At 35.7% G+C, this 23731-nt stretch carries 23 protein-coding genes; 6 read left to right on the top strand and 17 right to left on the bottom strand.

What is annotated here, in order from left to right:
- The first annotated feature begins 341 nt into the window (after positions 1–341).
- The gene (locus ABMA76_RS02860) at positions 342–1970 is read left to right on the top strand and encodes an AMP-binding protein (protein ID WP_393060893.1); all 1629 of its coding nucleotides are present in this window, start codon (positions 342–344) and stop codon (positions 1968–1970) included.
- On the opposite strand, the gene ABMA76_RS02855 is transcribed toward ABMA76_RS02860, so the two are convergent.
- Complete coding sequence (locus ABMA76_RS02855; RefSeq protein WP_393060891.1) at positions 1967–3133, bottom strand: hypothetical protein; 1167 nt, start codon at positions 3131–3133, stop codon at positions 1967–1969. The genes ABMA76_RS02860 and ABMA76_RS02855 overlap by 4 nt on opposite strands.
- A 119-nt stretch (positions 3134–3252) precedes the next feature.
- Here ABMA76_RS02855 and rluF point away from each other — a divergent pair, with 119 nt between their 5' ends.
- A complete protein-coding gene (gene rluF / locus ABMA76_RS02850) occupies positions 3253–4128 on the top strand; it encodes a 23S rRNA pseudouridine(2604) synthase RluF (protein WP_392908826.1) in 876 nt (291 codons plus the stop codon).
- Positions 4129–4189: 61 nt separating this feature from the next.
- On the opposite strand, the gene ABMA76_RS02845 is transcribed toward rluF, so the two are convergent.
- The 5 genes from ABMA76_RS02845 to ABMA76_RS02825 all read right to left on the bottom strand — a co-directional run bounded on the left by ABMA76_RS02845 (position 4190) and on the right by ABMA76_RS02825 (position 7600).
- A complete protein-coding gene (locus ABMA76_RS02845) occupies positions 4190–4399 on the bottom strand; it encodes a hypothetical protein (RefSeq protein ID WP_392908824.1) in 210 nt (69 codons plus the stop codon).
- 44 nt (positions 4400–4443) lie between these two features.
- Entirely contained in the window at positions 4444–4917 is a 474-nt protein-coding gene (locus ABMA76_RS02840) for a hypothetical protein (RefSeq protein ID WP_392908822.1), read from the bottom strand.
- Positions 4918–5014: 97 nt separating this feature from the next.
- Positions 5015–5674: a hypothetical protein gene (locus ABMA76_RS02835; protein WP_392908821.1), complete on the bottom strand. Its 660-nt coding sequence runs from the start codon at positions 5672–5674 to the stop codon at positions 5015–5017.
- Positions 5675–5711: 37 nt separating this feature from the next.
- The gene (locus ABMA76_RS02830) at positions 5712–7034 is read right to left on the bottom strand and encodes a peptidoglycan DD-metalloendopeptidase family protein (RefSeq protein WP_392908819.1); all 1323 of its coding nucleotides are present in this window, start codon (positions 7032–7034) and stop codon (positions 5712–5714) included.
- A gap of 62 nt (positions 7035–7096) precedes the next feature.
- Entirely contained in the window at positions 7097–7600 is a 504-nt protein-coding gene (locus ABMA76_RS02825; protein ID WP_392908817.1) for a GrpB family protein, read from the bottom strand.
- 45 nt (positions 7601–7645) lie between these two features.
- Between ABMA76_RS02825 and ABMA76_RS02820 the strand changes: the two genes are divergently transcribed.
- The gene (locus ABMA76_RS02820) at positions 7646–8611 is read left to right on the top strand and encodes a YeiH family protein (RefSeq protein ID WP_392908815.1); all 966 of its coding nucleotides are present in this window, start codon (positions 7646–7648) and stop codon (positions 8609–8611) included.
- Position 8612: 1 nt separating this feature from the next.
- Here the strand turns inward: ABMA76_RS02820 and ABMA76_RS02815 are convergent, their stop codons facing one another.
- The gene (locus ABMA76_RS02815) at positions 8613–9323 is read right to left on the bottom strand and encodes a hypothetical protein (protein ID WP_393060889.1); all 711 of its coding nucleotides are present in this window, start codon (positions 9321–9323) and stop codon (positions 8613–8615) included.
- Between the two features lie 70 nt (positions 9324–9393).
- Between ABMA76_RS02815 and ABMA76_RS02810 the strand changes: the two genes are divergently transcribed.
- The gene (locus ABMA76_RS02810; RefSeq protein ID WP_393060887.1) at positions 9394–10293 is read left to right on the top strand and encodes a helix-turn-helix domain-containing protein; all 900 of its coding nucleotides are present in this window, start codon (positions 9394–9396) and stop codon (positions 10291–10293) included.
- Positions 10294–10303: 10 nt separating this feature from the next.
- Here the strand turns inward: ABMA76_RS02810 and ABMA76_RS02805 are convergent, their stop codons facing one another.
- From ABMA76_RS02805 to ABMA76_RS02775, 7 genes are all read right to left on the bottom strand, one after another.
- Positions 10304–10453: a hypothetical protein gene (locus ABMA76_RS02805; protein ID WP_393060885.1), complete on the bottom strand. Its 150-nt coding sequence runs from the start codon at positions 10451–10453 to the stop codon at positions 10304–10306.
- Positions 10454–10611: 158 nt separating this feature from the next.
- Entirely contained in the window at positions 10612–14679 is a 4068-nt protein-coding gene (locus ABMA76_RS02800; RefSeq protein ID WP_393060883.1) for an ankyrin repeat domain-containing protein, read from the bottom strand.
- A gap of 56 nt (positions 14680–14735) precedes the next feature.
- On the bottom strand, positions 14736–16448 hold the full coding sequence (locus tag ABMA76_RS02795) for a hypothetical protein (RefSeq protein WP_393060881.1): 1713 nt from the start codon (positions 16446–16448) through the stop codon (positions 14736–14738).
- Positions 16445–17383, bottom strand: a complete 939-nt coding sequence (locus ABMA76_RS02790; protein WP_393060879.1) for a hypothetical protein — start codon at positions 17381–17383, stop codon at positions 16445–16447. The genes ABMA76_RS02795 and ABMA76_RS02790 overlap by 4 nt, the downstream gene beginning before the upstream one ends.
- A complete protein-coding gene (locus tag ABMA76_RS02785; RefSeq protein ID WP_392908803.1) occupies positions 17362–18018 on the bottom strand; it encodes a hypothetical protein in 657 nt (218 codons plus the stop codon). Before ABMA76_RS02785 ends, ABMA76_RS02790 begins: the two co-directional genes overlap by 22 nt.
- An 18-nt stretch (positions 18019–18036) precedes the next feature.
- Positions 18037–19035, bottom strand: coding sequence for a hypothetical protein (locus ABMA76_RS02780; protein ID WP_393060877.1), 999 nt, complete (start codon positions 19033–19035; stop codon positions 18037–18039).
- A 92-nt stretch (positions 19036–19127) separates the two neighbouring features.
- Positions 19128–19694, bottom strand: coding sequence for an NAD(P)H-dependent oxidoreductase (locus ABMA76_RS02775; RefSeq protein WP_393060875.1), 567 nt, complete (start codon positions 19692–19694; stop codon positions 19128–19130).
- Positions 19695–19777: 83 nt separating this feature from the next.
- Between ABMA76_RS02775 and ABMA76_RS02770 the strand changes: the two genes are divergently transcribed.
- Positions 19778–20329 carry a TetR/AcrR family transcriptional regulator gene (locus tag ABMA76_RS02770; RefSeq protein WP_392908798.1) on the top strand — a complete coding sequence of 184 codons (552 nt, stop codon included), beginning with the start codon at positions 19778–19780 and terminating at the stop codon, positions 20327–20329.
- Here the strand turns inward: ABMA76_RS02770 and ABMA76_RS02765 are convergent, their stop codons facing one another.
- Entirely contained in the window at positions 20330–20950 is a 621-nt protein-coding gene (locus ABMA76_RS02765) for an HD domain-containing protein (protein ID WP_393060873.1), read from the bottom strand. It lies immediately after the preceding gene.
- Positions 20951–21103: 153 nt separating this feature from the next.
- Between ABMA76_RS02765 and ABMA76_RS02760 the strand changes: the two genes are divergently transcribed.
- Entirely contained in the window at positions 21104–22837 is a 1734-nt protein-coding gene (locus ABMA76_RS02760; RefSeq protein ID WP_392908794.1) for a cystathionine beta-synthase, read from the top strand.
- 45 nt (positions 22838–22882) lie between these two features.
- Here the strand turns inward: ABMA76_RS02760 and ABMA76_RS02755 are convergent, their stop codons facing one another.
- Complete coding sequence (locus ABMA76_RS02755; RefSeq protein WP_392908792.1) at positions 22883–23095, bottom strand: hypothetical protein; 213 nt, start codon at positions 23093–23095, stop codon at positions 22883–22885.
- A gap of 59 nt (positions 23096–23154) precedes the next feature.
- On the bottom strand, positions 23155–23427 hold the full coding sequence (locus ABMA76_RS02750) for an RNA recognition motif domain-containing protein (RefSeq protein WP_392908790.1): 273 nt from the start codon (positions 23425–23427) through the stop codon (positions 23155–23157).
- Between the last annotated feature and the right edge of the window lie 304 nt (positions 23428–23731).

Genomic DNA, 23731 nt, shown 5'->3' with positions numbered 1-23731 from the left:
TTTTCATCAAGTCTTCTATTCGATTATAGTAATTTTCCCATTAACAAAGCAAGAAAATGTCGATTTCACTGTGAACAACAACCTCAAAGTCTTTACGAGCGATACTTCCATCACTTGCTAGCAAACTTGCAGACGTAAAAATAGTAAGTGCGATTAATAGAAAATCATATTCAATAAATACAATAATTTTATGAGTGATAATTAATAAGATAATTTTATGACCTAGAGATATCTTAGTTAAGTAACTGATAATCCAAGTTAAAGTTAACCATCTTAACCATATTAAGTTTTACACAGATCAAATACCCCTTATAATTAAACCAATACCTTAAGGAGAAGTTATGAAAAGAAAGTACGTAGACCACTATAGTAATTTCGACATTAAAGAGTTCAATAAATTCTTTGACGGAGATATCAACAACTCAATCAATGCAGCAGTCGAGTGTTGTGACCGCTATGCGGATACTGATAAGGTCGCCCTTTATTGGGAGGGTGCAAATGGTGAAGAGGAAGTCATCACTTTTAAAAAGTTAAAAGATGAAACCTCAAAACTTGCAAACTTTCTTGTCGCACAAGGAATTAAACCAGGAGAAGTCATTTCAGGACTTCTCCCTCGAACACCGGAGCTACTTTATACTATCCTAGGCGCTTGGAAAGCAGGCGTTGTCTATCAACCTCTCTTTACCGCCTTTGGACCGAAAGCAATTGAACAAAGACTAAACTCAAGTCAGGCTAAGATTGTTTTTACTGATGATACGAACCGTTCAAAACTAGATGAGCTTCCAATGAAGCCTAAGAAATGTGTTTTGGTTCGTTCTGCTGATTACCAATTAGCACAAGATGATTTTGACTTTCGTAAGGCCATGGCAGAGCAAAGTGTGGACTTCGCCCCAGTCATGAGAAAAGGTGAAGAAATATTTTGTCTTCTTTCAACTTCTGGAACAACAGGACTTCCTAAGGCCGTACCGGTTCCACTCTTTGCCCTATCTTCATTTAAGCAATATATGGATCTCGCAGTTGATTTAAAACCAACAGATCGCTTCTGGAACCTCGCCGATCCAGGTTGGGCCTATGGACTTTATTATTCCGTCATTGGCCCGCTTGTAAACGGAAATGCTCTTCTCTTCTATGAAGGAGGATTTAGTGCAGAAAGTACAGTGCGTGTGATTCAAAAGTATAAAATAACTAATTTAGCAGGCTCACCTACGGCCTTTAGACTCTTAATAGGAAATGGTGAAGAAGTCTCTAAGGCCATTAAAGGACAGCTTAGAGTTGTCAGCAGTGCAGGAGAACCACTAAACCCAGAGGTTATTAATTGGTTTAAGAATAAACTCGATGTTGTGATCAACGATCACTACGGACAAACCGAAACAGGGATGACCGTTAATAACCACCATGAATTAGAACATGAAATAAAACCGGGAAGTATGGGTTATGCCATGCCTGGTTATAAAGTAGTCATCCTTGATGAAAATGGAAAAATCGCTCCTCCTAATACGCCAGGAGTTATTGCTGTTGATATCGCAAACTCTCCTATCATGTGGTTTAAGGGCTACCTAAAGGCCGAAACCCCGGCCATCGCCAATGGTTTCTATACGACTGGTGATACGGCCGAACAAACTGAAGATGGACGCATTACTTATGTAGGACGTAATGATGATGTCATTACTTCTTCAGGGTATAGAATTGGCCCATTTGATGTTGAGAGTGTCCTTCTAGAACACCCTTGTGTGCTAGAAACGGCAGTTATTGGAAAGCCTGACCCAGAAAGAACTGAAATCGTAAAAGCATTTGTGGTTTTAAATAAAGGCTTTGAGGCCACGAAAGAATTAAAAGAAGAACTTAGCTTATTTGTGAAGAAAGGACTAGCGGCACACGCCTACCCACGTGAAATTGAGTTCATTGACGAACTACCAAAAACTCCAAGTGGGAAGGTTCAACGCTTTCTCTTAAAAAGTCGAGAAGCTTAAAATTTCATATTTGTGACTGGGCAGACAAATTCCTCAAGACGTTTCTTGTAGTCTGCCTCAAAGTCTTCGCGAGAAACTTTTGCAAGCTCACTAAATTCAGACTTCTTCATTTCAGCGACAAGGTCAAATGGTAGATACATCTCAAGAGCAGCGAGGCCCCCATCAATTGAACCCACAAGATTCTTGTATCCACGAATATAGCCAAAGGCCTCATCTTGTCTCTTATATCCGTCGTAGAATGCAGTTACGATCTCTGCCTTCTCTTCCATTGAAAGAAGATCACTCTCTCCTAGAACTTTCCCCCAATCGTCCATAAAAGGACCTACAGGAATTAAGAACTTCGAAGACTTCCTTAGACACTTCGGTTGTCTCATGGACATATGACGGTGATTCTCTTTTGAAGAGAATTCCTTATTCACCTTCCCTGTATACACAAGAATCGGGTCGTAGTTTTCATTTAATTGATGACCTAGTTTGAAGATACGCTTGTAGAAAGCATCTTCAGGGTCCATATTCCACTGAACCATCACGCGATCAAGATCCCCAAAATTATGGGCCATAAGAGGAGCCGCTCTTAGAAAATTGATATGATCCCTTTCCTCGCGAAGCTTTTGCATAATAAGCTCTTCTTTCTTGATCTCTTCTAAAATGACATCTGCCATTTCTTGGGCAAGTTCAGTTTTACGATTCTTAACAAGAGCGCAGTAAGCACCAATGGCAACACTTAACCATGTTCCTTCATGCGTACTCATGACCGTATTATTGTCGTTATTATAGGCCTTACGACTCGTGACCTGAGAGTAATCCCAAGACCAAGACTCAATTGTCAGGCGGGCCATCTTCTCGATATGCTTTGAGATATGGCCATGCTTCCATAAAGACTCTCTGATCTGATTGTCGACATCTGTTGGAACAAAAGTTCCCGCTGTTGCCCAGTGAGCACTGATACAAATATGAAAGTACTCAGCTAGATTGATATTATTTAGTTGCTTTAAATTCTTCTTGTAAAACCTTAGCTTCTCAAGGAAAGCTCGCTTTTCACCTGTCGTATCCAGCTCCCCTTGAAAGAGAAAAGGTGCTGTATTTTCAACATGTTGAAGGAGAATATTCGGTGCAATGCCTACACCCTGTAATGCCATCGTTGATTTCTTCTTTTTACTCATAAAGCCTTGATAGCATATTGCGCCCGAAAAGAGAGAATTATTTCAAGATGCTATATTTATGACATAAAAGTATGCTAGATTGTCTCACTTTTATTTACTTAGATAAGGTATATTCTGCAATGAGAATCAATAAATACATTAGCCAAAGTGGTATCTGCTCTCGTCGTGAAGTTGACGATTTAATTGAACAACAAGTTGTAAAGATCAACGGAGTACTTGCAGGCATTGGTGCAACTGTTAACGAGGGAGATGTCGTTGAAGTTCGCGGTCAGGTCGTAAAACCAAAAGTCGCAGAAAAAGAAATTATTATTGCTCTAAATAAACCACGCGGAATTGTTTCGACAACAGAAAGCAGTGAGAAAGATAATATTGTCGACTACGTAAATCACGTGGAAAGAATCTTCCCTATTGGCCGTCTTGATAAAGACTCACAAGGACTAATCTTTCTGACTAATAATGGTGATATCGTTAACAAGATCCTACGTGCAGGAAATAATCACGAAAAAGAATATGTCGTTACAGTTGATAAACCAATCAACGACAACTTTATCAAAGGTATGAGCAGTGGTGTTCCGATTTTAGGAACAATGACTAAGAAGTGTAAGGTTGAACAAATGAGCATGATGGTTTTTAAGATCACACTTGTTCAAGGCCTTAACCGTCAGATTCGCCGTATGTGTGAGCACTTTGGCTATAATGTCACAAAGCTTGATCGCGTGCGCATCATGAATGTAGGTCTTAATGGCCTTGGTGTTGGAGACTGGCGAGAGCTAAGCGAAACAGAAATAGCGACCCTCTACAAATTAATTGAAGGTTCCTCATCTGAAGATAAGAAAGCTCCTGCAAAAAAGCCTCAGCAACCACAAAAGAAAAAGAAGAGTAAGTACGATAAACTCTTTAAAGATTTAGATAAGGAATTTAACTTCAGTGGCAAGACGACAAAGAGAGAAGAAAAGCGAAAGCAAAATGCGAAAGGCAAGCACCGTCGTCGCTAAACCAAGTGCTTGCCCGCCGGAATTACTTCTTAATTCCGTATTCTAATAGAATTGTATTTTTTTAGTAACGATAGATATCAGACTTCTTCCCTGCTCCTGTACCAATTTGAATTGCTTCAATAGGCTTGATTCTAAATTCATTGATTGGGCCACCATCAGCAAAACCACCAAGCGTCGCAATAATTGGAAGTAGAACTAGACCTAATGTAAGCTTCACTGGCTGCATTAGTAGTTCTTTTCTAAGCTCTTTAACTCTTTGATGAATATGCATGAATACATACGATTACTTTGAAGTCATAAAAATAAAAAAAATAATTAAAATGCGGCGTCAAGAAGCAGGTCAGCTGTTCCGTCTAATAGTCTTTCAAGAGCATTAGGCTTCTTTTCCTTATGAAGGAAAGGCCCTTCTGAATAAACGGCAGACTCAAGAACTAGGCCTGCTGAAACAAGCTTCGATTCTCCATTAATCGTTGTTCCACCAATAAAGTTAAAGCCAACTGTTTCACCATTTGTTACATCACAAGTAATCTTTGGATTTCTACGATTTAAAAACATTTGTGAATAGTATCTTTCAACTTCTTCATCATCAGTAAAACAATGTGTGCAACCTTGGTAATTAGGTCGAGGCGTACTCACAACCTTATCCATAGGAATAACACATTTTTCTTTTCCATAAGTTTCAATAAGAATGACTCGTCCACTGTCAGCAGAGAGTCTAGTCTTACTTATTTTTTTGATTTTATAGGTTTTACTTTTTTCACTTGAAGTACGAATTGTTAACGTATTCATATCGTCCCCATCAGCAAGGCATATGAATGTAATTTGAAATATGAGAAATGCTTTTATTAGTCTCATGTATTCTTATCGTAAATATTAACAAACTTCTTTAATCGACAATGGCATCTGGTACGATAACGTAGCGAATTCTTTGTTGCAGTTCTTTGGAAATATTAGACTTAATCCATTTCTTTAGGTCACTTACATTTCTTTGCCTCATATAGGAAAGGTCTACTAGAATATGAATATCACCGACGGCCTCAAGCTTATGCTTGATACTATTTCCGGCCTTCTCAATATTAAAACGCCAAGAGTGAGTAAGAAGTGGCGAGATTGGAGTTTTGACATCCCAAAAGATCCCATCACCATCAATAAACTCTGTTCCCTCTGGGCCTCTTTCAATTCCCGCAGCAATGATTCCCCTCTCCTGGGCATAGAGTCCACTTACGGCCTCAAGCTGGCTTGTTTGAGTTTGTTTAAAGTTATGATCTGGATCTGATGCGAGAGAATCAAAATTTTCGTGAGAAAGGTACTTAGGATTAACTGATGCCCCCTGCTCTTTAAAGATATGCCAAAGCATAATATTCTCTTCAAGATTTAATGGAGAAAGAAAAGTCCTAAGCGCACTAGAACAACTTATTTCTGAAACAGATCTTGAAGTTGAGTATGAACTTATCGAACGCTGGCCTTCTTTTGTACTAGAAGAATAGAAACCAAGGCCAAAGATGGCAATAAATTGAATTGATAGTATAAAGAGCTTTAAACGCATATGAACGTTTATCGACAATACTTAGTAATAGTTGAGTTTATTCTTTAGGTAAAAAGCTAAAATTATCAAGTGCACTTGGAAAGCGCTTAATCTTATCTAAGTTAGCAACAAGATATTTTGACTCTTTACTAATTTGTAAGTCAGCAACAACACCTTTGATCTTACTTACTTGTCCTTGAAGATTAGCAAGGCGCTCACCTGTAAGTTTAGGAGTTGCAATCATTCTCTTATTTAATGGATTCATCCATCTTCCTCTTGAGTCTTTAAAACCAAAGTGAAGATGTGGGCCAGTTACTCTTCCTGTTGCACCAACTGTTCCAATAACTTGATGCGATCTAACCCATGCTCCTACTTTTACACTACGACGATTTAAGTGATAGTAGTACGAAGTTGATCCATCTCTGTGTCTAATACCAATTTTATTACCTGCAAACTTATTATAAGTAGACATGATAACTTTCCCGGCAGCAACAGCATGGACTCGCTCACCAGTTCTTCCCCTTAAATCAACGCCTCTGTGCATAGCACGTCTTCCCGTTACAGGGTGCATACGCCAACCATAGTTTGAACGCACGTGAAGTCTAGGAAGTGGATAACGAAGTCCAGAGTTAATGAGGGCCTGTCCATTTGGTGTGTAGTGAGCAGTATAAGTTGAGCTCTTTTCAGCATCTTCGTAGAAGTAAGCTTCATGACTTCCTGCTTTTACTCCACTATATGAAGTAAAGAGAACTTTTGTCTGAACAGTTTTCTTGGCGTGCTTTCTTTCGCTTAGAAGAATCTTATATTGATCTCCCGCACGTGCATTCATTCTAAAATTCACTTTGCAAAGAAGAACATTGATAACTTCATTAACAACAGACCTTTCTAGGCCCATGGCCAAAAGATCATCTTGAAGAGTTGATCCCGAGTTGAGATTTCCTTCAATCATTCGCGGCTGCCAATAAGTATCCAGCTCATTTAAAGAGTAATCCCATTTACCAGTATCTTCATTTAAAGACACCACATGAGTTTCATAATCATTTTGCGCAAAAGAAAATTTAATAAGCATATTATACTCATCAAAAGTTGCTTCTAATCGATCACCTACTTTAAGTTTTGAAAACTCAACTTCATCTCTAAGTTGGTTGATTAGATTTAATGCTTGCTTATTATCGATATCAATATTTTGCAGGGCCTGATACAGACCTTGTCCTCTTTTGACCTTACCCTTTTTCACAATCGTTGTATGAATAAGGGGACTTTTGACAATCATTTGTGTAGAGGCTTCTACATTTTGAGAGACATAAACTTGTTGGCAGCCAGCGAGGCCACTTAATAGAATTAAGCTAATAAATAATTTCGACATCTTACCAATAAGCATAGCAAACTTATCGGAATATACCAAAATTTCTTAACCAACTCTTAACGAATTCTAAATAAGATCTAGCTAATCTTAGAAAGTACTGCCTCAATAAATCTGGTCTTCATTTCTTCATAAAGACCAATATCATTTGAGTGATTTTGTATGAGATTCAATTTGGCATTCTTGTACTCTGTCGCAATCATAGGTTCAGCGTTTAGGTAATCTCTGAAGTCTAGGATATCACTAATTTTGATATCACCTTTCTTAAGGATACGAACACTTGTTAGAACTCGATCCCCTTCAGGAGACCTGCGTTCAAATAAGAAATGTTTTGAATCATTTGAAGTTAATGAAAAACCTTGGGCCTTGAATTCATTTCTAAACATTTCAATGCCATCAAGAGTATGGACAACACATAGAATATCGAGGGTTGGGCGGGCCACAACTTTTGGCATGGCAGTCGAGCCAATATGCTCACAGCCCATTAAATTATTTCTCAAAAGCTTTGCCAGAGTCTGACTCTCCTTTGCAAAAACTTTTAACCAAAAATCATTGTATTCAACTAACTCTATTTTGTTTTCCATGTGGCCAACTTAGCATATTCATAAAAAGAGTGCGATACTAAAGTTATGAAAAATCAAAGTATAAAGAAATTACTATTCATTATTCTCTCAATCCTTTGCTTAAGTCCATGGGCCTCTTCGGCCATTGCTCTTTTTGCAGGCATCTTATTTTCATTATTTATAGGAAATCCATTTCAGGATTGGACAACCAAAGCAGTAAAGAAGTTACTTGCCCTTGCAGTTGTTGGCCTAGGTGCAGGAATGGACTTAAATGTGGTAACAAAGGTTGGGATGCAATCAGTTGGTTTTACTGCACTTAGTATCTTAGCGGTCTTTGCAGTTGGGAGCATCTTAGGTAAGCTCTTTAAAACTCCTCTTAACACAACTCTTTTAATTAGTTCTGGAACTGCCATTTGTGGTGGAAGTGCAATCGCTGCCGTTGCTCCAGTCATCAAAGCAAAGAATCATGAAGTGACAGTATCTTTGGCCGTTGTTTTTACACTAAATGCAATTGCCCTATTCGTCTTCCCATGGATTGGCCACTTATTAAATATCGACCAAACTTCATTTGGACTTTGGTCGGCCTTGGCCATTCATGATACAAGTTCCGTTGTTGGAGCTGCCTTAAGTTACGGCCCAAAAGCGCTTGAGGTTGGAACAATTGTTAAGCTAGTTCGTGCTCTTTGGATTATTCCACTAGCTCTTATCTTTAGCTTTACAACTGCCGTGCAACTTAAGAAACAAAACGCTGTTACAACAACAAAAACAAAGAAGCCTTGGTTTATCCTAGGCTTCATCACGGCCGCGGCCCTCGTTACTTTTATTCCTGAGTTAAAGTCTGCTGGAATGATGGTTTACGCTGGAGCTAAAAAGCTTATGGTGCTCACACTATTTTATATTGGCTCTAGTATTACTCTAGAACATATTAAAGAAGCAGGGATTAAACCAATGCTTCAAGGAGTGCTTCTTTGGTGTTTTACTGCCATAGCAACACTTGCTTTGATCATGTCTAATATAATAAGCTTTAATTAAGCTAATCCTGACCACAGTGTTTATGTTGCTTCATTTTTCCTAAGAAGCCTAAATTTATAACAGTCGAAAGGTACATATTTGGGTTTTCATTCATTCTCTTTTTAAGAAGGTCAATCATGTAAGGAATATGACCTTGAGAAGGATACTTATTATATACTTCAAAATAGTTTTGTTCATTTAGACGATGGCGCCAAAGGTCGGCGACATCCACACCTGCACCATAATGGAGATATTTTAGCTCCAAGCTTTTATTTTCAGCATATCCAATGGCACCGTGAAGAAGGATCATTTCATGAATAATATCAAGCTGCTTAGGAGTTAAGATATCATGACAGTGAGCACACGCCTCATCTGCACCAACAAGTTCAAACGTCGTGCCAGTACAATCCTTAATTAATCCCAAGTCATGAAGAAGCGAGCCAATAAAGAAAACTTCGTTATCAACCTTTTCATTATTTAAACTCATTAAGATCTTTCCAAAAGCATAGCTTCTTATTCCATGATTAAAAAGAGGCCCATCATAGAGCTTATCAGCAAGTGCAATAATCCTCTCCACCTTTTCACTCTTTGGAACACTCCATTCAACTGAGCTGATATAGCTAGCACTTCTTCTGCTCAAGGCCATCTTACTTCGATAAATTGTTTCTTTTAAGTCATACTTAATTAAGCTCTTTATTACCCCACACTTGTGAGGAGGTTTGATTGTTTTCATAGTGTCAGTCTCCTTAAGTAACTCTACCCAAGACTTGACTTAAACAGTATCGTCACTTATGACATATTCTATGCAAAACACGACAAACATAACGATCCATATCCTTGAATGTAATCACTCACTAAAGAGTACTACACAAAACTTTAAGGATTATTTCGATATATTAAAATATATAAATAACAAGGTTAACTTCATAATAACGAGTCAATTCAAAACGAAGTTATCAGCAAGAAAGACAGTGAATTATCTTGTCATCCCTCCGTCACATAACCCACAAAAGGCAACTGCAGTAGAGACAAAAATAATCAATGCCCACCTTGCCTCCAAAGATTCAAAGGTTATCGCATGCTGTGGAGGAACATTTAAGCTTGCCTCAACAGGAGCACTAAATAATAAAAAGGTCACGACTCATTGGTTCTTTGAAAAAAAATTAAAGGCAGAGTATCCAAAGGTAAAGATCGAGGCCCATCGAACAATCGTTGAATCAGGAAAAGTTATTACAGCAGGCGGAGTTCTTAGTTACCTTGATGTTATTTGTCTAATAATAAAAAAAGAGTTGGGGACAAAGATTGCCAGAATGTACAACGAAATCATTCAAGGACCAGGAATTCGAGAATATCAAATACCAAGACATAAAGAAGATAGTGATTCAGAATTAAAACAATTATTTGCAATTTATGACGAACTTAAAAACGAAGATTTAACCTTAACAAATATTGCACAAAACTTAGGGATGTCCCCTCGTGGACTTCAGCGCCATCTAAAAGATAGGTTTAATACCACTTTTCGCGATAGCCTAAAAGCCTATCGCCTAAAAAAAGTGCAAGAATATCTTCTCAAAGATATACCGATTAAAGAGATCTCTTATAAGCTTGGTTTTATTGACGATATGAGTTTTAGACGTTTCTTTAAGAAGGAAATGAAAATGCCTATTTCCCAGTACCGCTCACTTCTGTTATTAAATATATAGACAAAAAAAATTAAAACATGCTTTTAAGAACTACATACATATTCTTGTAGAAATTCGCACTGAATAAAAAGTCATAGATTGTCTTATCAGTATTCTCCATTGAGAAATAGATAATGATTGGTAAGATATAAAAAACATTTGTACTTATAACTTTTATCATATCGAAATAATCAGATCTATTTTGCAGTAAGTATTTTCCTAAAACATAATGAAAGCCTAAGTAAATAACAACATACGGCCACACAAAGTCAGCGTATAAAGACAAATAGAAGAAGTTATAAAATCCAATCAGATATAAGAGGATTTTAAAAACTCTAACTAATCGATTGCCAGTAGACATAAACTTCCTTTTAATAAATAAGTACGGTCACCTTTTTTCAGATCGACAGAAGGATTCAAATCGATTGTATTGATACCGACACCTAATTCCTGGTTAATCTTTTCACTTATTTGGGATTTACTATAATTACAAATATTCAAAATCTTCAAATTATTATTAAAAGTATAAACTGGTCCATTAAAATTGGATTTTAACTCCATCCCAAGGACTTTAAATTTGAGATCACTTATCATTATTTCAGTTTCACCTTTAAATGATAAACCACTATCGTAAAAATGATAAGAAGAGATAATATTATTAAATACATTTCCATTTTCAACAAAGAGCTTTTCATTCAAATCTGAAATAGCTAATCCAAATACACCTTCAAAAAGCATTTCCAAAGATTTAACAGATAGTAGCTTTTCTGCTCCACTACCGAAAATAGTTTTTGTTAAATTAACTAATAACTTAGATGGGATAACATTATTGAAAAAGCTTGATAGCTGTCCCTTAAATTGTTTACTAAAAGGAATCGTCAATATAAGTTCACTAAGACACGAAGCAATACGGGTTCCATCTTCAAGAGAAGAAGTATGCATCCCTAAACGTATACGATTAAAGTATTCAAACCCACATTTGGCCATTCCCAAGCTCTTACTCACGAGCGCCCCTAGTGGTGTCGTATGTAGGATAGGATTAGCAATAACGAATATCACATCAAGAATTTCTTCAGCTCTTTTTGCATCATTTATTTGATCGGCCATTTTTAATAGAGAAACAACAATCGAAAGATTTTGATTTTGCTTCAAGTCATCCATTTTTACATCAGGATAAATTTTACGATATTTCGAGATAACTTCTAGAATACGCTCTCTTACAACACCTGTTGAAGTAAGTTCGAAATCAAGTGGTGACTTATCCTCATCATCAACCGAAATTGGCATTCCAGTTTCATCAACAATGAAGTCTCCATAACTTGTAAGAACCTTAATTGAATATAGTTCTCCATCGGACACTTTTTCGATGGCCACGTTTTCTTTCAAAGAACGTATAAATAAATCACGGCCTTCAATATTGTAAAGACCTTGAGAAACATTCATATTAGTAGCAAGGATATCAAACCACTGCCCTAGGAGCGAAGGGACATTTTCTTTTGAATAAACTTCGATTGTTTTTAACGTTTCATAATTCAGAGAGATTGTATCGATAACTAACGGGGTAAACTCATGTTCATCTTTAACGATCAACGATTCAACAGTGATTTCTTGATCAAGCCCTAATTGATCTTTTAGGCCATTGCGCTCATTGATATTAATCTCAACAGCTGTTTTTGAGAACTGATTCTTAAAAACTAACTCTTCAATTAAAACAAGCTCATTTAATATTTGATTATCAGGAGAATGAATTTCTTTTAATTCTTTTGATTTAAAAACAATATCATTACTAATAGTTCTGGCCCTAGCTAATAGAGAAGCTTCTTGTGTCTTTAGATTTTCAATTTCTCGTGCAATTTTATCAAGGTTATTAACCTGGAATCGATATGTATGTTGGGAGTCAGAAACCGTAGTATAACTTGCATACTTCAAAGAAAGAGACATGACTTTATCATTGAATTCTTTTGCTAGCTTTGTACCATTATCAGGCAGGAGAATACTTGGTGCACAACCTAGCATTCCACATCTCATTGCATCCTTTAGGGATGCAAGAGAGTTTAGCTTTTCTACTGAAGAATAAAGATTATTCCAAGTACTCTCAACATTTGAGATATCTCCAAAACGTTTTTCTATTTCACTCTTTAAACTTTCAACTTCGATCCTAACATCATCAAACTCAAGATCTCTTCCATACTCAAGAGCAGTAAGTTCATTTCGAACACTATCTTCTTTCGTTTTGATTTCGTTATTAATTTTAAAAGTAAACTCTTGTATTTTTTGACTCGAGAAAGCTTTATACTTTGCATAGTCATTCTTTACAAAATTATAATTCTTTAACATGTCACTAAAAATCTGACTTGATTTTCTACGTTTAATTTCCAAATGGCCAATTTGCTTTTTAATTTTTGCAATTCGTTTTACCATGGCCTTACGTTTTGTCGTCCACTGGCAAGTATTAGGATCATGACCAGGGTGATTTTCTCTGGCCGCATAATCCACCTTACTCCAAGTAGCTGAAGCGAGATTTGCTTTTGCTTGTCGAATAGACTTATCATCTTCATCTAAATTTGATTTGGCATGATCTAGTTTGCCTTTTTCATGTAAAACATTAGACTCAAGAGACAACAACTCTCCTCTATAGTAAAACTTTGTTTCTTCAATAGAAGCTAAAAGCTGCTTTTTAGTTCGAGTAAACTCTTCTCTAACCATATTGATTTCATTAGAGATTTCATCTTTGCCTTCTTTAAATTGCTTAAGAATCCCCTCAAGCTCTTTACGATGAGAGCTAAACTCTTTCAGTTCAAAATTAACATCATTGACAAAATTGATAATATTACTAAGTTCACCTTTAAGCTGAGACACACTAGAATTAATCGTTCGATTAAAACTCTCACTATCAAAGTTTTCGAGACTAGTTTTTAGTTTTTGGTAAGACGCTACGGCCCCAACTTTCTTGTGTTTTATCTTATTTAAAGAGTTTTGTGTGTTCTTTAAACTTGATTGAAGATCTTCTAATTCTTTTAATGTAGTAGAAAATACTTCATCTTTCTCTGACATTAAATTTAAAACATGTGATTTAAAGTTTAGAACTGATTTTGAGATATATGTCTCAACGCTATCATTTACAAACTTATCAAATAAACGATCACCAATGTAAGAATCAATACTACTTAACTCCTGAACAACTTGATCAACAGTTTTGATATCGGCATTAAGATTTGGCGTATTTAATTGTTTAGAATCAACACTAGGAATTTCATTTAATGTACCTCCAACCTCATCAGGATTTGCACGAGGAATATTTACGTTGGCCACGACAACTGCACGATTTCCAAACTTATCAGAATGCGTAAAGTCATACTTCCCTTTCAATTCTTTGATAATTGAATTTAAGATCTCAGGCTTATTTTTAGCAAGCTTAATAACAGCATCAGTTCCATCGTTATTTTGAATATTAAGTAAATCAAAATTATCCTTAATATAAGTCTCTAGATTAGCATTATCAAAATTATCGATCATTAGCATCAGGGCCGTATCACCATTTCGATTACGAAGACTTAGCTTAAGTCCCCTTTTTATTAGAGATTCTACGATTAATGGACGATTTTTGATTATCGCGAGATGAAGATAAGAATTCCCTTCATTATCTTTAATTTTAAGATCTTCTTGTTTCTTAATGATACTTAATAAAATATCGTCTGGAGCATCATTTTTAAGTGCAATTTCAAGAAGACTCTCACCTTTAGGGCCATTTAAAATATTTGTACGATAACGAGAAAGCTCTTTGTAAGCTTCAAAATTATTAGTCGCTATAAGCTTATAGATAAAGTCTTTTTCAAAAACATCTAAACCAAGTGAAGCTAGGTAAGATATAGACCACTTATTAAGAGCATTCGTTTTAATCAAAAACTCTAAAACTGATATATTATTTAATTTAATATTAATCGTACGGTACTTACTCAAGTATTGTTCTAGTTTTTTTGAATCTCCATTTAAAAGAATGTCTTTCAACTCACTAGCTTGACTGTCCGTAACTGTTTTAAGCTTATTGTATTCGACTCTAATGAGATCTTTTACTTTTTTACTATTATTCTTTTCAAGGTAATAGAAAATATCACGTTGATGCTTATCTTTTACTTTAAGATCTACTCCATTTGCTAATAGTAGTTCAAATAATGCAACATCATCAAACTTACTAAGAGCAATCGTTAAAGGAGAACGACTGATATAATCCTTCGCGTTTACACCTAGTTTTCTAGAGATTAAATACTTTGCTGCTTTTAATTGTCTTTTGTGAAGCGCATAAATCAATGGAGTTTGTCCGGCCCTATCTCTTGCATCACTTGATAGCTCTTCGTATTTGTGTTTTGCAAGTTTATCTACATTATCACTCTCAATAGCGCTCTTCACACTATCGGATATAGCGAAGATATTGAAAGATAATAAAAACAAGATTATTACTTTGGTCATAAAACACCTCTTAGTGCATTATGAAGCTCTGTGATTGAAGCGATGTTATCCTTTAACATTCTTCTTTCGCTTTTATTAATATCGATCTGCTCTTTTTCTAGTGCAATCTTTACGAGATAACTAAAGTATTCAATATTTTCTTTCTGTATGTCTTTACTTTGATATGCAAAATCATCAAATGTTCTCTCGAATTGATCATTTAGATTGAATGCTTTAGAACTACTTAAACTAGCTCCATTTTCAAGTAACAACCTTACCATCTTCAAGTCTCTTTTGTAGATAGCATAATCAATAGGAAGTTTTCCTCTAATATCTTTTTCATCGACGCGTGCACCATTTGCAATAAGTTTTAAAGCTTCGCTATAATTAGAACTTCTCACTCTCATTGTTAGCAGTGTTTTACCTTGATAAAGAGTATTAATGTCATCGTTTTTAAATAGGTATTTCTTATCCGAAAAAATTAATTTGGGACTACATGTACCAGCAATTTCGACACTCTTCTTATCAAATGTTAGTTTAAGTGAATCATTGCGTGCACTTATGCCGTAGTCACCATATCTTAATATTCGACCAGACGGTTCAGCTTTTTTGTACATTCCATCTGAAATTTCACTTTGGACCTTATCAAAACTAATATTTAAATCTTTTAATATTCTAAATTCCTGACCTAGATCTAGCACATACTTCTTAAAGCCCACATTACTACTACTGAAAACATCACTTACTTCATATCGAGATTTGGTGAATTGGTTTAAGGTATGTGAATAACTAGTTTGTATCATTTTCGTTTTCGGGAAACGGTAAGAAATAAGAATTTCAAGCGCCTCAAACGACATCTCTTCTTTGATATAGATACTAATTGTTTTACTAATTCTTTCCGCTTGTTGAAAAAGTTTATATCTGGCTTCTTCTTTGTTTATTACTCTCTCGTTAGTATCATTAAAACTCAATCTTCCGACGCTAGTATCAACTTCTTTAACTGATTCAAACTTACCCGCATGCTTAACAATAAGGTTTAGCTGCAATCCTTCTTTATCATAAGATACGATGACAAATTTATCTTTAGAAATGCCAAACGCTGAGATAAAGTGACGGTCAGAAAGATCGTATATAACCGGTGAAATTGTATTATTTTTAGTGTCGAGAACTTGAAAGCTTCCCCTATCTAAAACAAGAATTCCATCTACTACATTCAATTTTGTATAGACACTATCCCTAGAGAAGTTTACTTCCTTATCTTCAACACTAATTAATTTTCTATTTCCATTATCCAAAACATATTTCTTTAGTGAAAGACCTTCTCCACATTGAGAACCATCATCAAGAACAAAGATATTATTCATTCGTACATTTTTGACTTCACAGTCATGACTGTACGTCATATTTGTATGACGTACTGATAAATCAGGAAATAGGTCAACTATATCAACAAGGTCTTGTGACATATTTTGATAAATTACAGTTGAGCTTTTTGCGTTAAGTAGTTTATTTTGAATCTGGTCGTCCAGAGAATAAACTAATTCTCCATCAGAGAAATAGTCTATATTTTTAAGATAAATATTTCGACAATAATAGGTTGAAGGACTCTTATTGATTACAGAGTAAACTGATTTATATAAGTCACTTTCAGAAGCTTTTGCTGTTACAGCAATAGAGTTTCCAAAGGAAAAATTGGAATAGAGAACTAAGAACAAAGATAGCATTCTCATTGCAAATCCTTATTGCTGATTGAAACATCTCCAATTCGGCCATAAAAGATATAATCGCCACCACCTCTTAAAGATGTTCCGATTCGTCCATTTTCTCCAGCGTCTCCACCACTACGTTTCCATAGCGCGCATCTTACAGCGTTACCACCAGAACCACCTACTCCGCCATTTCCTGGATTACCAGCAAGTCCAGGGTATTGTCTTACATTTAACCCAAAGGGAATCTGTCCCGTTGTAATAAGAGGTAAATCACTTTGCCACTTGATATTTACAGAACCAACACTTCCGGGGAATCCCCCTTGCCCGCCATTGCCTCCATGTCCACCATTGGCCCCACGATTACGATCACACTCTGCATGGCTACCGCCTTGTCCGTCTGAACCATGGCCACCATGTCCTCCGCTTTCGGCAACTAAAACGACATCGAGCTGTCCGAATGAGGCAATATTAATATCTAAGTTTAACTCTTTAATTCCACTTATCCCGCTTCTTCCATTTTTTCCATGTTTTCCATCGCGGCCTTTGTCTCCATCACCACTTTTTGGTCGTTCTTGATTAACGCGCTCACCATCTTTACCTTTTTGCGCCCTAGGTATTAAATCAGCATAATATTCTTTTAGGCCCACTTCTCCCTTATGGCGCACAATACTCACATTACTTCGAACAGACTGGGCAATATAGCCTTTCCCATGAACATGGAGCTCATCTATCGTTATTTTTGCAATTTTACTAGAGAGATCATTTGGTAGAAATAATACTGACTCATTATTTAGAGTTAGCTTTTTAATATAGAGAGAGTAAACGGTATCACTCTCTTTTTTGAATTTTTTTAAACTTAAATACTGAACCTGATTCGGTTTTACAATAAGCTCTTCTGCAAAAACAAAAGAGCTTATTAAAATTAGAAATATTATTATAGTTTTAATTTTTCCCATACTGGCTTCAAGTGCTTTTGCGTTTCCTTTAGTTGATCTAATGCCATTTGTATTTCAAGTGGCGTATCTCTTAAATCTTGTCCATAATCAAAAAGGTATTCTTTCAATTCAATTACTTCTTCAACACTGTCGTATCCTAGCTTTGCTCTAACGAGATCAACATCACCTTCTAGGTGTGGAACAAAATTTTCAAGCAGTGCTCCTGTTGCTCTCATACCGCTGATTTCGTTAGTAAAATTTCTTTCTTTCACTGCGATATCTTGACTAATATTGATTAACTTTTGGAAATAAATATTTTTCTTACTTTCAAAGGCATTATTTCCAACATCAATTATCATCATCTCTTCAAGGGCCTTAGCTTCTTTCATAACTGACTTCTTGAAATCTTTTGCACTCTTCTCAAGGTTTTCTAATCTATCAAACTGATTTTGAAGATTTTGAGCAAATATCGTCAATGCACTCTTCACATACTTTGGGTTCCCCTCTAAACAACTATATTCAATAAAAGGAACGAAGCCAGTATTATTTGATAGAAATTCATCTATTTGCTTTAAGCTTTTATTACAATAATCTTGGGCAAAGCTATTAGTACTAAATAGAGCAAGCAGTGTGCCAATTATAATTGTTTTCATCATTTTAAACTCCTGAAATTATTAGTACTTTACTTTGATGTAGTTAAGATCTTTATCAAAAATGTATATTGATTTGTCATCGTGATTATTCGTTAGACACTCTCGGTCTAGTCCTTTTTTAAAGGCCATTGTGTGCTCAACACCGTTGTCGATTCTTTTTGAGCTCATACCTGTCTTATAATTCATGGCCACGCATTTATAACTTAGTCCAGTAATAGGATTAGATGTTACAAACGCTCCCTTATCAATTTCGTTGGTAATTTTAAAAGAAATCTTATTATAATCTTCATCTAATTCTTCAATACGAAAGTCGATTTTAAAGTTTTCAGCAAGGGCCTCATCAATATTAATAGACTCAATAACTTCAAACTCTTTTATAGAAATAGATTCAGCTTGAGCTTCTTTAACCATCTTAAGCTCATCGTCAAACCAAAACTCATACGTACCATTTTGATTAAGATTTCCGATTCGACGAGCAGTTAAATACTGAATAGGAGCATCAGTAATATGAGATACATAGTTTTTAAGATTTTCACTATCATTTCTTCTCTTTAGAATAATTTTTCCATTAATTAATGACTTTGAATTTGGAGTGCTGTCATAGAAGCTATGACGTAAGATATTCTCGGCTTGCTTTACATCAAATACTTCAAGGACAAGCTCATTTTTATCACCCTTCTTTCTAAAGATAGGATTTGTTCCAGAAATATCTAGTGTTTCGATACTAGATAAATCAGACACTGTTAACTGTGCAACAAGCTCTGCTTTATCACGAGTCTTGAATATAACTTTTTCATCGCTTAATTCATAAGTAAGGTTCACTGGACTAAAGGAAATCGATAACTTTTCATATGATACACGTTTTAAAATATCAATATTTTCAATATTAAATACGCTAGCGTTCTCTACAGAACGAGCCTCATTAGTATCACTACCTAGATTGATACGACTATTAGTCTTATCTTTACATGAAAATAAAAGTGACGGTAAGGCTACCGATAAAATGAATAAATGCTTCATTCTAACTCCTAATAATTATCAATTACTAAAAGTTAGCATGAATAAAATTTAGTTTGTGTATTACATGATTATTTACACAGGGTGCATAACGTTTAATCAATATCCTTCATCTTATCAATCCAAGACCTTGTCTTGTGATCATCAAAATTGCGTACAGGCCCGACAAGAATAGTTTGCTTCGTTTTAATGCCAGAAAATCCTAGAATTAAACTCTTGAGTAATTTTGGTCCGAGGTTACCTTGTACATACTTATAATAAAAAGGTGGCGTATCCATTGTCGTGACTATTGTTGCAGTCTTTCCACTCAGAAGTTTTGTTTGGAAGCTTTGCCCTGGCTCAAATTTAAAGGCAAATCCAGGCAGGAATACGCGGTCAAAGAAACCTTTTAATTTGGCAGGAAGGCTCCCCCACCAAGTTGGATAGAAGATAGCGATATGAGTAGCCGCTTGTATTGATGCCTGAGCAGTAACAAGCACTTCTTCAAGAGGAAGAATTTCTTTATACCCTTTTTCTAAAATAGGATTGAATTCTATCTCAGATAGATCAATTAAGCTTACATGATTTCCCTTAGCCTCCTGTGCCTCAAGATAAGATTTGGCAAGAGAGTATGTAAGAGATGCGGGATCAGAATGACCTTGGATAACTAAAATATTTTTCATATGCTCCTCAATATTAACAATTGTTCACATAACATAAGTTAACACTTGTTTACTTTCAAGACTAAAGAAGGCAAAATGATGAAATGAGAAAAAAATCGGATACTTATCATCACGGCGCTCTAAAAGAATCAATCCTATTCAATGCAAGTCAAATCATTGCAGAGAACGGCAGTGTCGATTTTTCAATAAGAGATATTAGCAATGCTTGTAAAGTTTCACCTGCTGCAATTTACAAACACTTTAAATCAAGAAATGAGATTGCAGTTAAGCTTGCTCTACAAGGAGTGAGTCTACTTAAAGAAGAATTCGATACTATTTCAAACTCAAAATCCCCTAGTCTTTTAAAATTTTGTAAAGCTTATATAAATTTCGCCAAAGAAAATGAGGGACACTTTAGGGCCATTTACTTTAAGAAAATTTGTAAAATGGATGAGTTTCAAGAAGTCGAAAGCATAACAGATCAACTTTACGCATATCTTTTGGAATCAATCGATACAAAGACTACACTAAAAAAAGATGATCTTAAAATAAAGAAAATATTGGCCTTTATCCATGGCGTTTCGTTTCTTATCATTGATAATTGTGCAGAATTTTCTGAAAAGGAAATTGAAAAAATCCTAAAAGATATAATCTAATTATATTTCTGTTTTAAGTTGATCTAAGAAGGCATGAAAGAAAGCAAGCCTTCTCATTCCCTCTTCTTTTCCAGCTTCAGTATTAAGACGATCATTTAGCTTTAACAACTTTCTTTCAAAATGATCTAGAGAATAGCTCTTGTCATCTAAAGAACGATCTTTCGCCCAAGGATCTTCCAAATGATAATACTTTGACTTCATCTTAGTTCCACAGCTGGCCCATCTCATCACGCCAATGGCACCCATTGCATCCAGTTTATCTGCATCTTGTAAGATCTCTGATTCAATTGAACTGGCCTTTAAGTTGGCACTATATGAATGTTCTAAGATAACTTGTGCAATATGCTCAATTTCACTATCTGTATAATCACTTTCACCAAGTAAGGACTTGGCCTTTTGAGCAGCAAGAGCACTGGCCTTACTACGATGCTCACTATTTTTGGGAATATTAATGATGTCGTGTAAATAAGCAGAAGCACTTAAGACTCTCAAGTTTACTTCATATCCATGAGAGAGCTTCTCACACAAGTTTCCAACTCTAATAACATGTGACCAGTCGTGACTCGGGTCATCGTGATCATAGTATGACCTGATCTTATCTAGTAATTCTTTTTTAAACATTTAATACCCTATATCTAAACACTATTTCTCACAGTGTCATGATAAGAATAATTTTAACATCGAGTTCAAAAAAAATCTCCTTCCAAAGGCCGACATCTGATATTTTATATCGTAGAATCTCTACCAAATATTGAATCAATTACGGAGTTCCTCATGAACGCAAATCTTAAAGAAACGTTAACGCAAATCGTAAACAATATGCCAACAGACTGGCTTCGTTTAACGACGCATAGACTTGATATCTACAATGAGTCTTTAGCGAAAGTTGAATTTCTTCAAAAATTAGAAACTGGTGTTGAGCTCGAAGAGCTTCCAACTGCATATGACTATATTCGTCTCGGTCACCCTCTTTCATGTGTTCTCGAGTGGGCCATTGCAAAAGAAGCCGATCTTAATCCAGAGAGTGTTATTTCATTTTCTTCTGATATGATGCCAATCCTTGCAGTTCTTCGTGCAAATAAATTTCTTAATAAACGCACACAGATTGTTTGCGAAACTCCTCTATCGGAATTAATTCAATCTGTTTATCAATATGACTTTATTCAAAATCAAGAAATGGATAAAGACTTTGATGGAACAACGATTGTTATCGACGGCAGTGAGAAAGCTGATATCAATGTCGCACGTTATCCAAATCTTGGAAGTGTGATAACTATTAACGATAACAACCCAGACTATATTAAAGAAATTCAGCACGTAAGGCGTCGTGAATCGATTGCGATGACTCCACAAGACTGCCTAACAGTAATTAAGGCAATGATTGGAGAAAGTCCAAAAAGCGTGACAACTACTGATACAACAGAGCTAACAAGAACAATTCAAGAAATTACAAACTCTAAAACTCAAGTAGCTTTTAGTAATTGTGGCCTTTCTGCTCAATATGCAATCATGATGGGGCAAGTTCACTTTGCAAATGAGAACCATCCAGGAAAAGATATTAAGTTTATCGTTCCTCCAAATTGTTATGGTGGAACAAATGACCAAGCAAGACGTGTAGCGGCCTGTATTGATAACGTTGAGATTATTGACCTTCCGGTTGACAGTGGTAAGGATATGGTAACTGAACTTGAGCGTATTCTAACAGACGTTGCTCATGCGGATGCAGTTCCATATATTATTGGAGAAATTCCAACTAACCCTCGCGTTGAAATTCCAGACTTAATTAAACTTCGTGAAACACTTAAGAAACCGAGATTTACAAATGATGGCGCAACTGCTGTTGGCGCAGTTTTTAATCTCGATCAAACCTTTTGTCCAAATGTGAAATTCTTTGGTGATCACGGCTACCTTAATGACGTTAAGGTTATCTCTTATGTAAGTGGATCAAAATTCCCAAGTGGTGGACTTTGTACTGCAGGTTATGCTGTTGCAAGTGATAGCGCCGCAGAATACATGAGCTTTGTTGAAAATCACTTAAAGCTTTGTGATAACGTAGCAACAAATTTACAACTGCAAATTCTTACTCGTGAAATGCCAAGCATGAATGAAAGAATTGCTAAGGCCTATTCAAACACACGTGGGTTCGTTGACTATATTCAAGAGCAACTTCCAAAAGCGAAGATCAACTTTGTCTCACATGAATTAGCTGATGCGACTTTTACTCCTTCAGTATTCTCTCTGGATCTACCGGCCTCTAGTGAAGATCATAAACGTGAGCTTAACCACAAGCTTATTCGCATGATGATTGACGCCATACCAGAGGAAAGTAAGCACTGTGTAAGCTACGGCCAACTAAAAGGTTGCTACTGGACAGTTCCAGCAACTTCAACTCAAGGAACAACGAAAGAGAGTGACAAAGACTATATCGTTCGTGTTTCAGTTGCGGCAGATTTTAATCTAGAAAAACATAAAGAAGTATTTAAAAAATTTGTGAAAGTGGCCTATTAAGGTCACTCTCTCTTATTAGTCTGCCCCAAACAAGGAACAAATAGGCTAAGTTAATATAATGGCATTAGAGCGAATGCGCATTTTATCACTTACACGAGTAGGAAAGTATTTTTTGACATTATCTTTTTCAAAATGAACTTCGAAATAGTCAAAGATGCCGTCATAGAGTTTAAATATATGAGTTACTCTCCCTACTCCAAATTCATCAGAATAAACTTTTGTTTTATTTTCAATATGCATTTCAAAATCAATAATCATTATATTCTCCTAGAAAAATTGTAAAGGCGCCAAGTATTGACGCCCAATTTATTTAGAAACTAATAGCGATCGTGTGATTTTCTCTTAGTTGTTTTTGCCATATTCACTATTAACGACCTTCCCATAAAGTTCTTGTCGTTAAGATTGCCTATAGCTTTCTCAGCATCACTGATCGTTTCCATTTCCACAAAACCGAAACCTCTTGCTCTACCTGACTCTTGGTCTCTTATAACGTTTACCGCTACAACATTGCCTTCTTCAGCGAATAATTTTTCAAGATCAGAGTTTTCGATATCGTATGATAAATTCCCTACATAAATATTTGATTTCATTTTTACCTCCAAGGTAAATCGGCCTTTACAATAATCATTACTTGCAAAGGATATAAAGAGACACATGCCTCTACTACACAAGATTGTGTAAGTGTATTTTAAAATTAAATTATTCAAACTGTTGCTAATAGCGAAAATAACCTAGGATCATTTTTTATTACTAATCCTATAGTCAAAAAGATATTTATTTTCAGTGATTGCTAGCTACATGGCCATAAAGAAAATCTCGACTTAACTAGTATAGCTCATAGACGCACTAATAGCAAACAACGGCAATACTGTGCAAAAACGGAGGGTTGCGAAT

This window comes from Halobacteriovorax sp. ZH5_bin.2, from assembly GCF_043196375.1.
GTDB lineage: Bacteria > Bdellovibrionota > Bacteriovoracia > Bacteriovoracales > Bacteriovoracaceae > Halobacteriovorax_A.
Note: the sequence above shows the minus strand (reverse complement) of the source record. Positions and strands in the feature narration are given on the sequence as shown.

Coding starts and splice junctions, on each gene's coding strand:
- ABMA76_RS02840 (WP_392908822.1), bottom strand. CDS start 4,917: ATGAATACGTTAACAATTCGTACTTCAAGTGAAAAAAGTAAAACCTAT.
- ABMA76_RS02815 (WP_393060889.1), bottom strand. CDS start 9,323: ATGAAAACAATCAAACCTCCTCACAAGTGTGGGGTAATAAAGAGCTTA.
- ABMA76_RS02785 (WP_392908803.1), bottom strand. CDS start 18,018: ATGATGAAAACAATTATAATTGGCACACTGCTTGCTCTATTTAGTACT.
- ABMA76_RS02810 (WP_393060887.1), top strand. CDS start 9,394: ATGCAAAACACGACAAACATAACGATCCATATCCTTGAATGTAATCAC.
- ABMA76_RS02855 (WP_393060891.1), bottom strand. CDS start 3,133: ATGAGTAAAAAGAAGAAATCAACGATGGCATTACAGGGTGTAGGCATT.
- ABMA76_RS02835 (WP_392908821.1), bottom strand. CDS start 5,674: ATGCGTTTAAAGCTCTTTATACTATCAATTCAATTTATTGCCATCTTT.
- ABMA76_RS02760 (WP_392908794.1), top strand. CDS start 21,104: ATGAACGCAAATCTTAAAGAAACGTTAACGCAAATCGTAAACAATATG.
- ABMA76_RS02775 (WP_393060875.1), bottom strand. CDS start 19,694: ATGAAAAATATTTTAGTTATCCAAGGTCATTCTGATCCCGCATCTCTT.
- ABMA76_RS02790 (WP_393060879.1), bottom strand. CDS start 17,383: ATGGGAAAAATTAAAACTATAATAATATTTCTAATTTTAATAAGCTCT.
- ABMA76_RS02825 (WP_392908817.1), bottom strand. CDS start 7,600: ATGGAAAACAAAATAGAGTTAGTTGAATACAATGATTTTTGGTTAAAA.
- ABMA76_RS02750 (WP_392908790.1), bottom strand. CDS start 23,427: ATGAAATCAAATATTTATGTAGGGAATTTATCATACGATATCGAAAAC.
- ABMA76_RS02805 (WP_393060885.1), bottom strand. CDS start 10,453: ATGATAAAAGTTATAAGTACAAATGTTTTTTATATCTTACCAATCATT.
- ABMA76_RS02770 (WP_392908798.1), top strand. CDS start 19,778: ATGAGAAAAAAATCGGATACTTATCATCACGGCGCTCTAAAAGAATCA.
- ABMA76_RS02755 (WP_392908792.1), bottom strand. CDS start 23,095: ATGATTATTGATTTTGAAATGCATATTGAAAATAAAACAAAAGTTTAT.
- rluF (WP_392908826.1), top strand. CDS start 3,253: ATGAGAATCAATAAATACATTAGCCAAAGTGGTATCTGCTCTCGTCGT.
- ABMA76_RS02780 (WP_393060877.1), bottom strand. CDS start 19,035: ATGAAGCATTTATTCATTTTATCGGTAGCCTTACCGTCACTTTTATTT.
- ABMA76_RS02795 (WP_393060881.1), bottom strand. CDS start 16,448: ATGAGAATGCTATCTTTGTTCTTAGTTCTCTATTCCAATTTTTCCTTT.
- ABMA76_RS02860 (WP_393060893.1), top strand. CDS start 342: ATGAAAAGAAAGTACGTAGACCACTATAGTAATTTCGACATTAAAGAG.
- ABMA76_RS02830 (WP_392908819.1), bottom strand. CDS start 7,034: ATGCTTATTGGTAAGATGTCGAAATTATTTATTAGCTTAATTCTATTA.
- ABMA76_RS02820 (WP_392908815.1), top strand. CDS start 7,646: ATGAAAAATCAAAGTATAAAGAAATTACTATTCATTATTCTCTCAATC.
- ABMA76_RS02845 (WP_392908824.1), bottom strand. CDS start 4,399: ATGCATATTCATCAAAGAGTTAAAGAGCTTAGAAAAGAACTACTAATG.
- ABMA76_RS02765 (WP_393060873.1), bottom strand. CDS start 20,950: ATGTTTAAAAAAGAATTACTAGATAAGATCAGGTCATACTATGATCAC.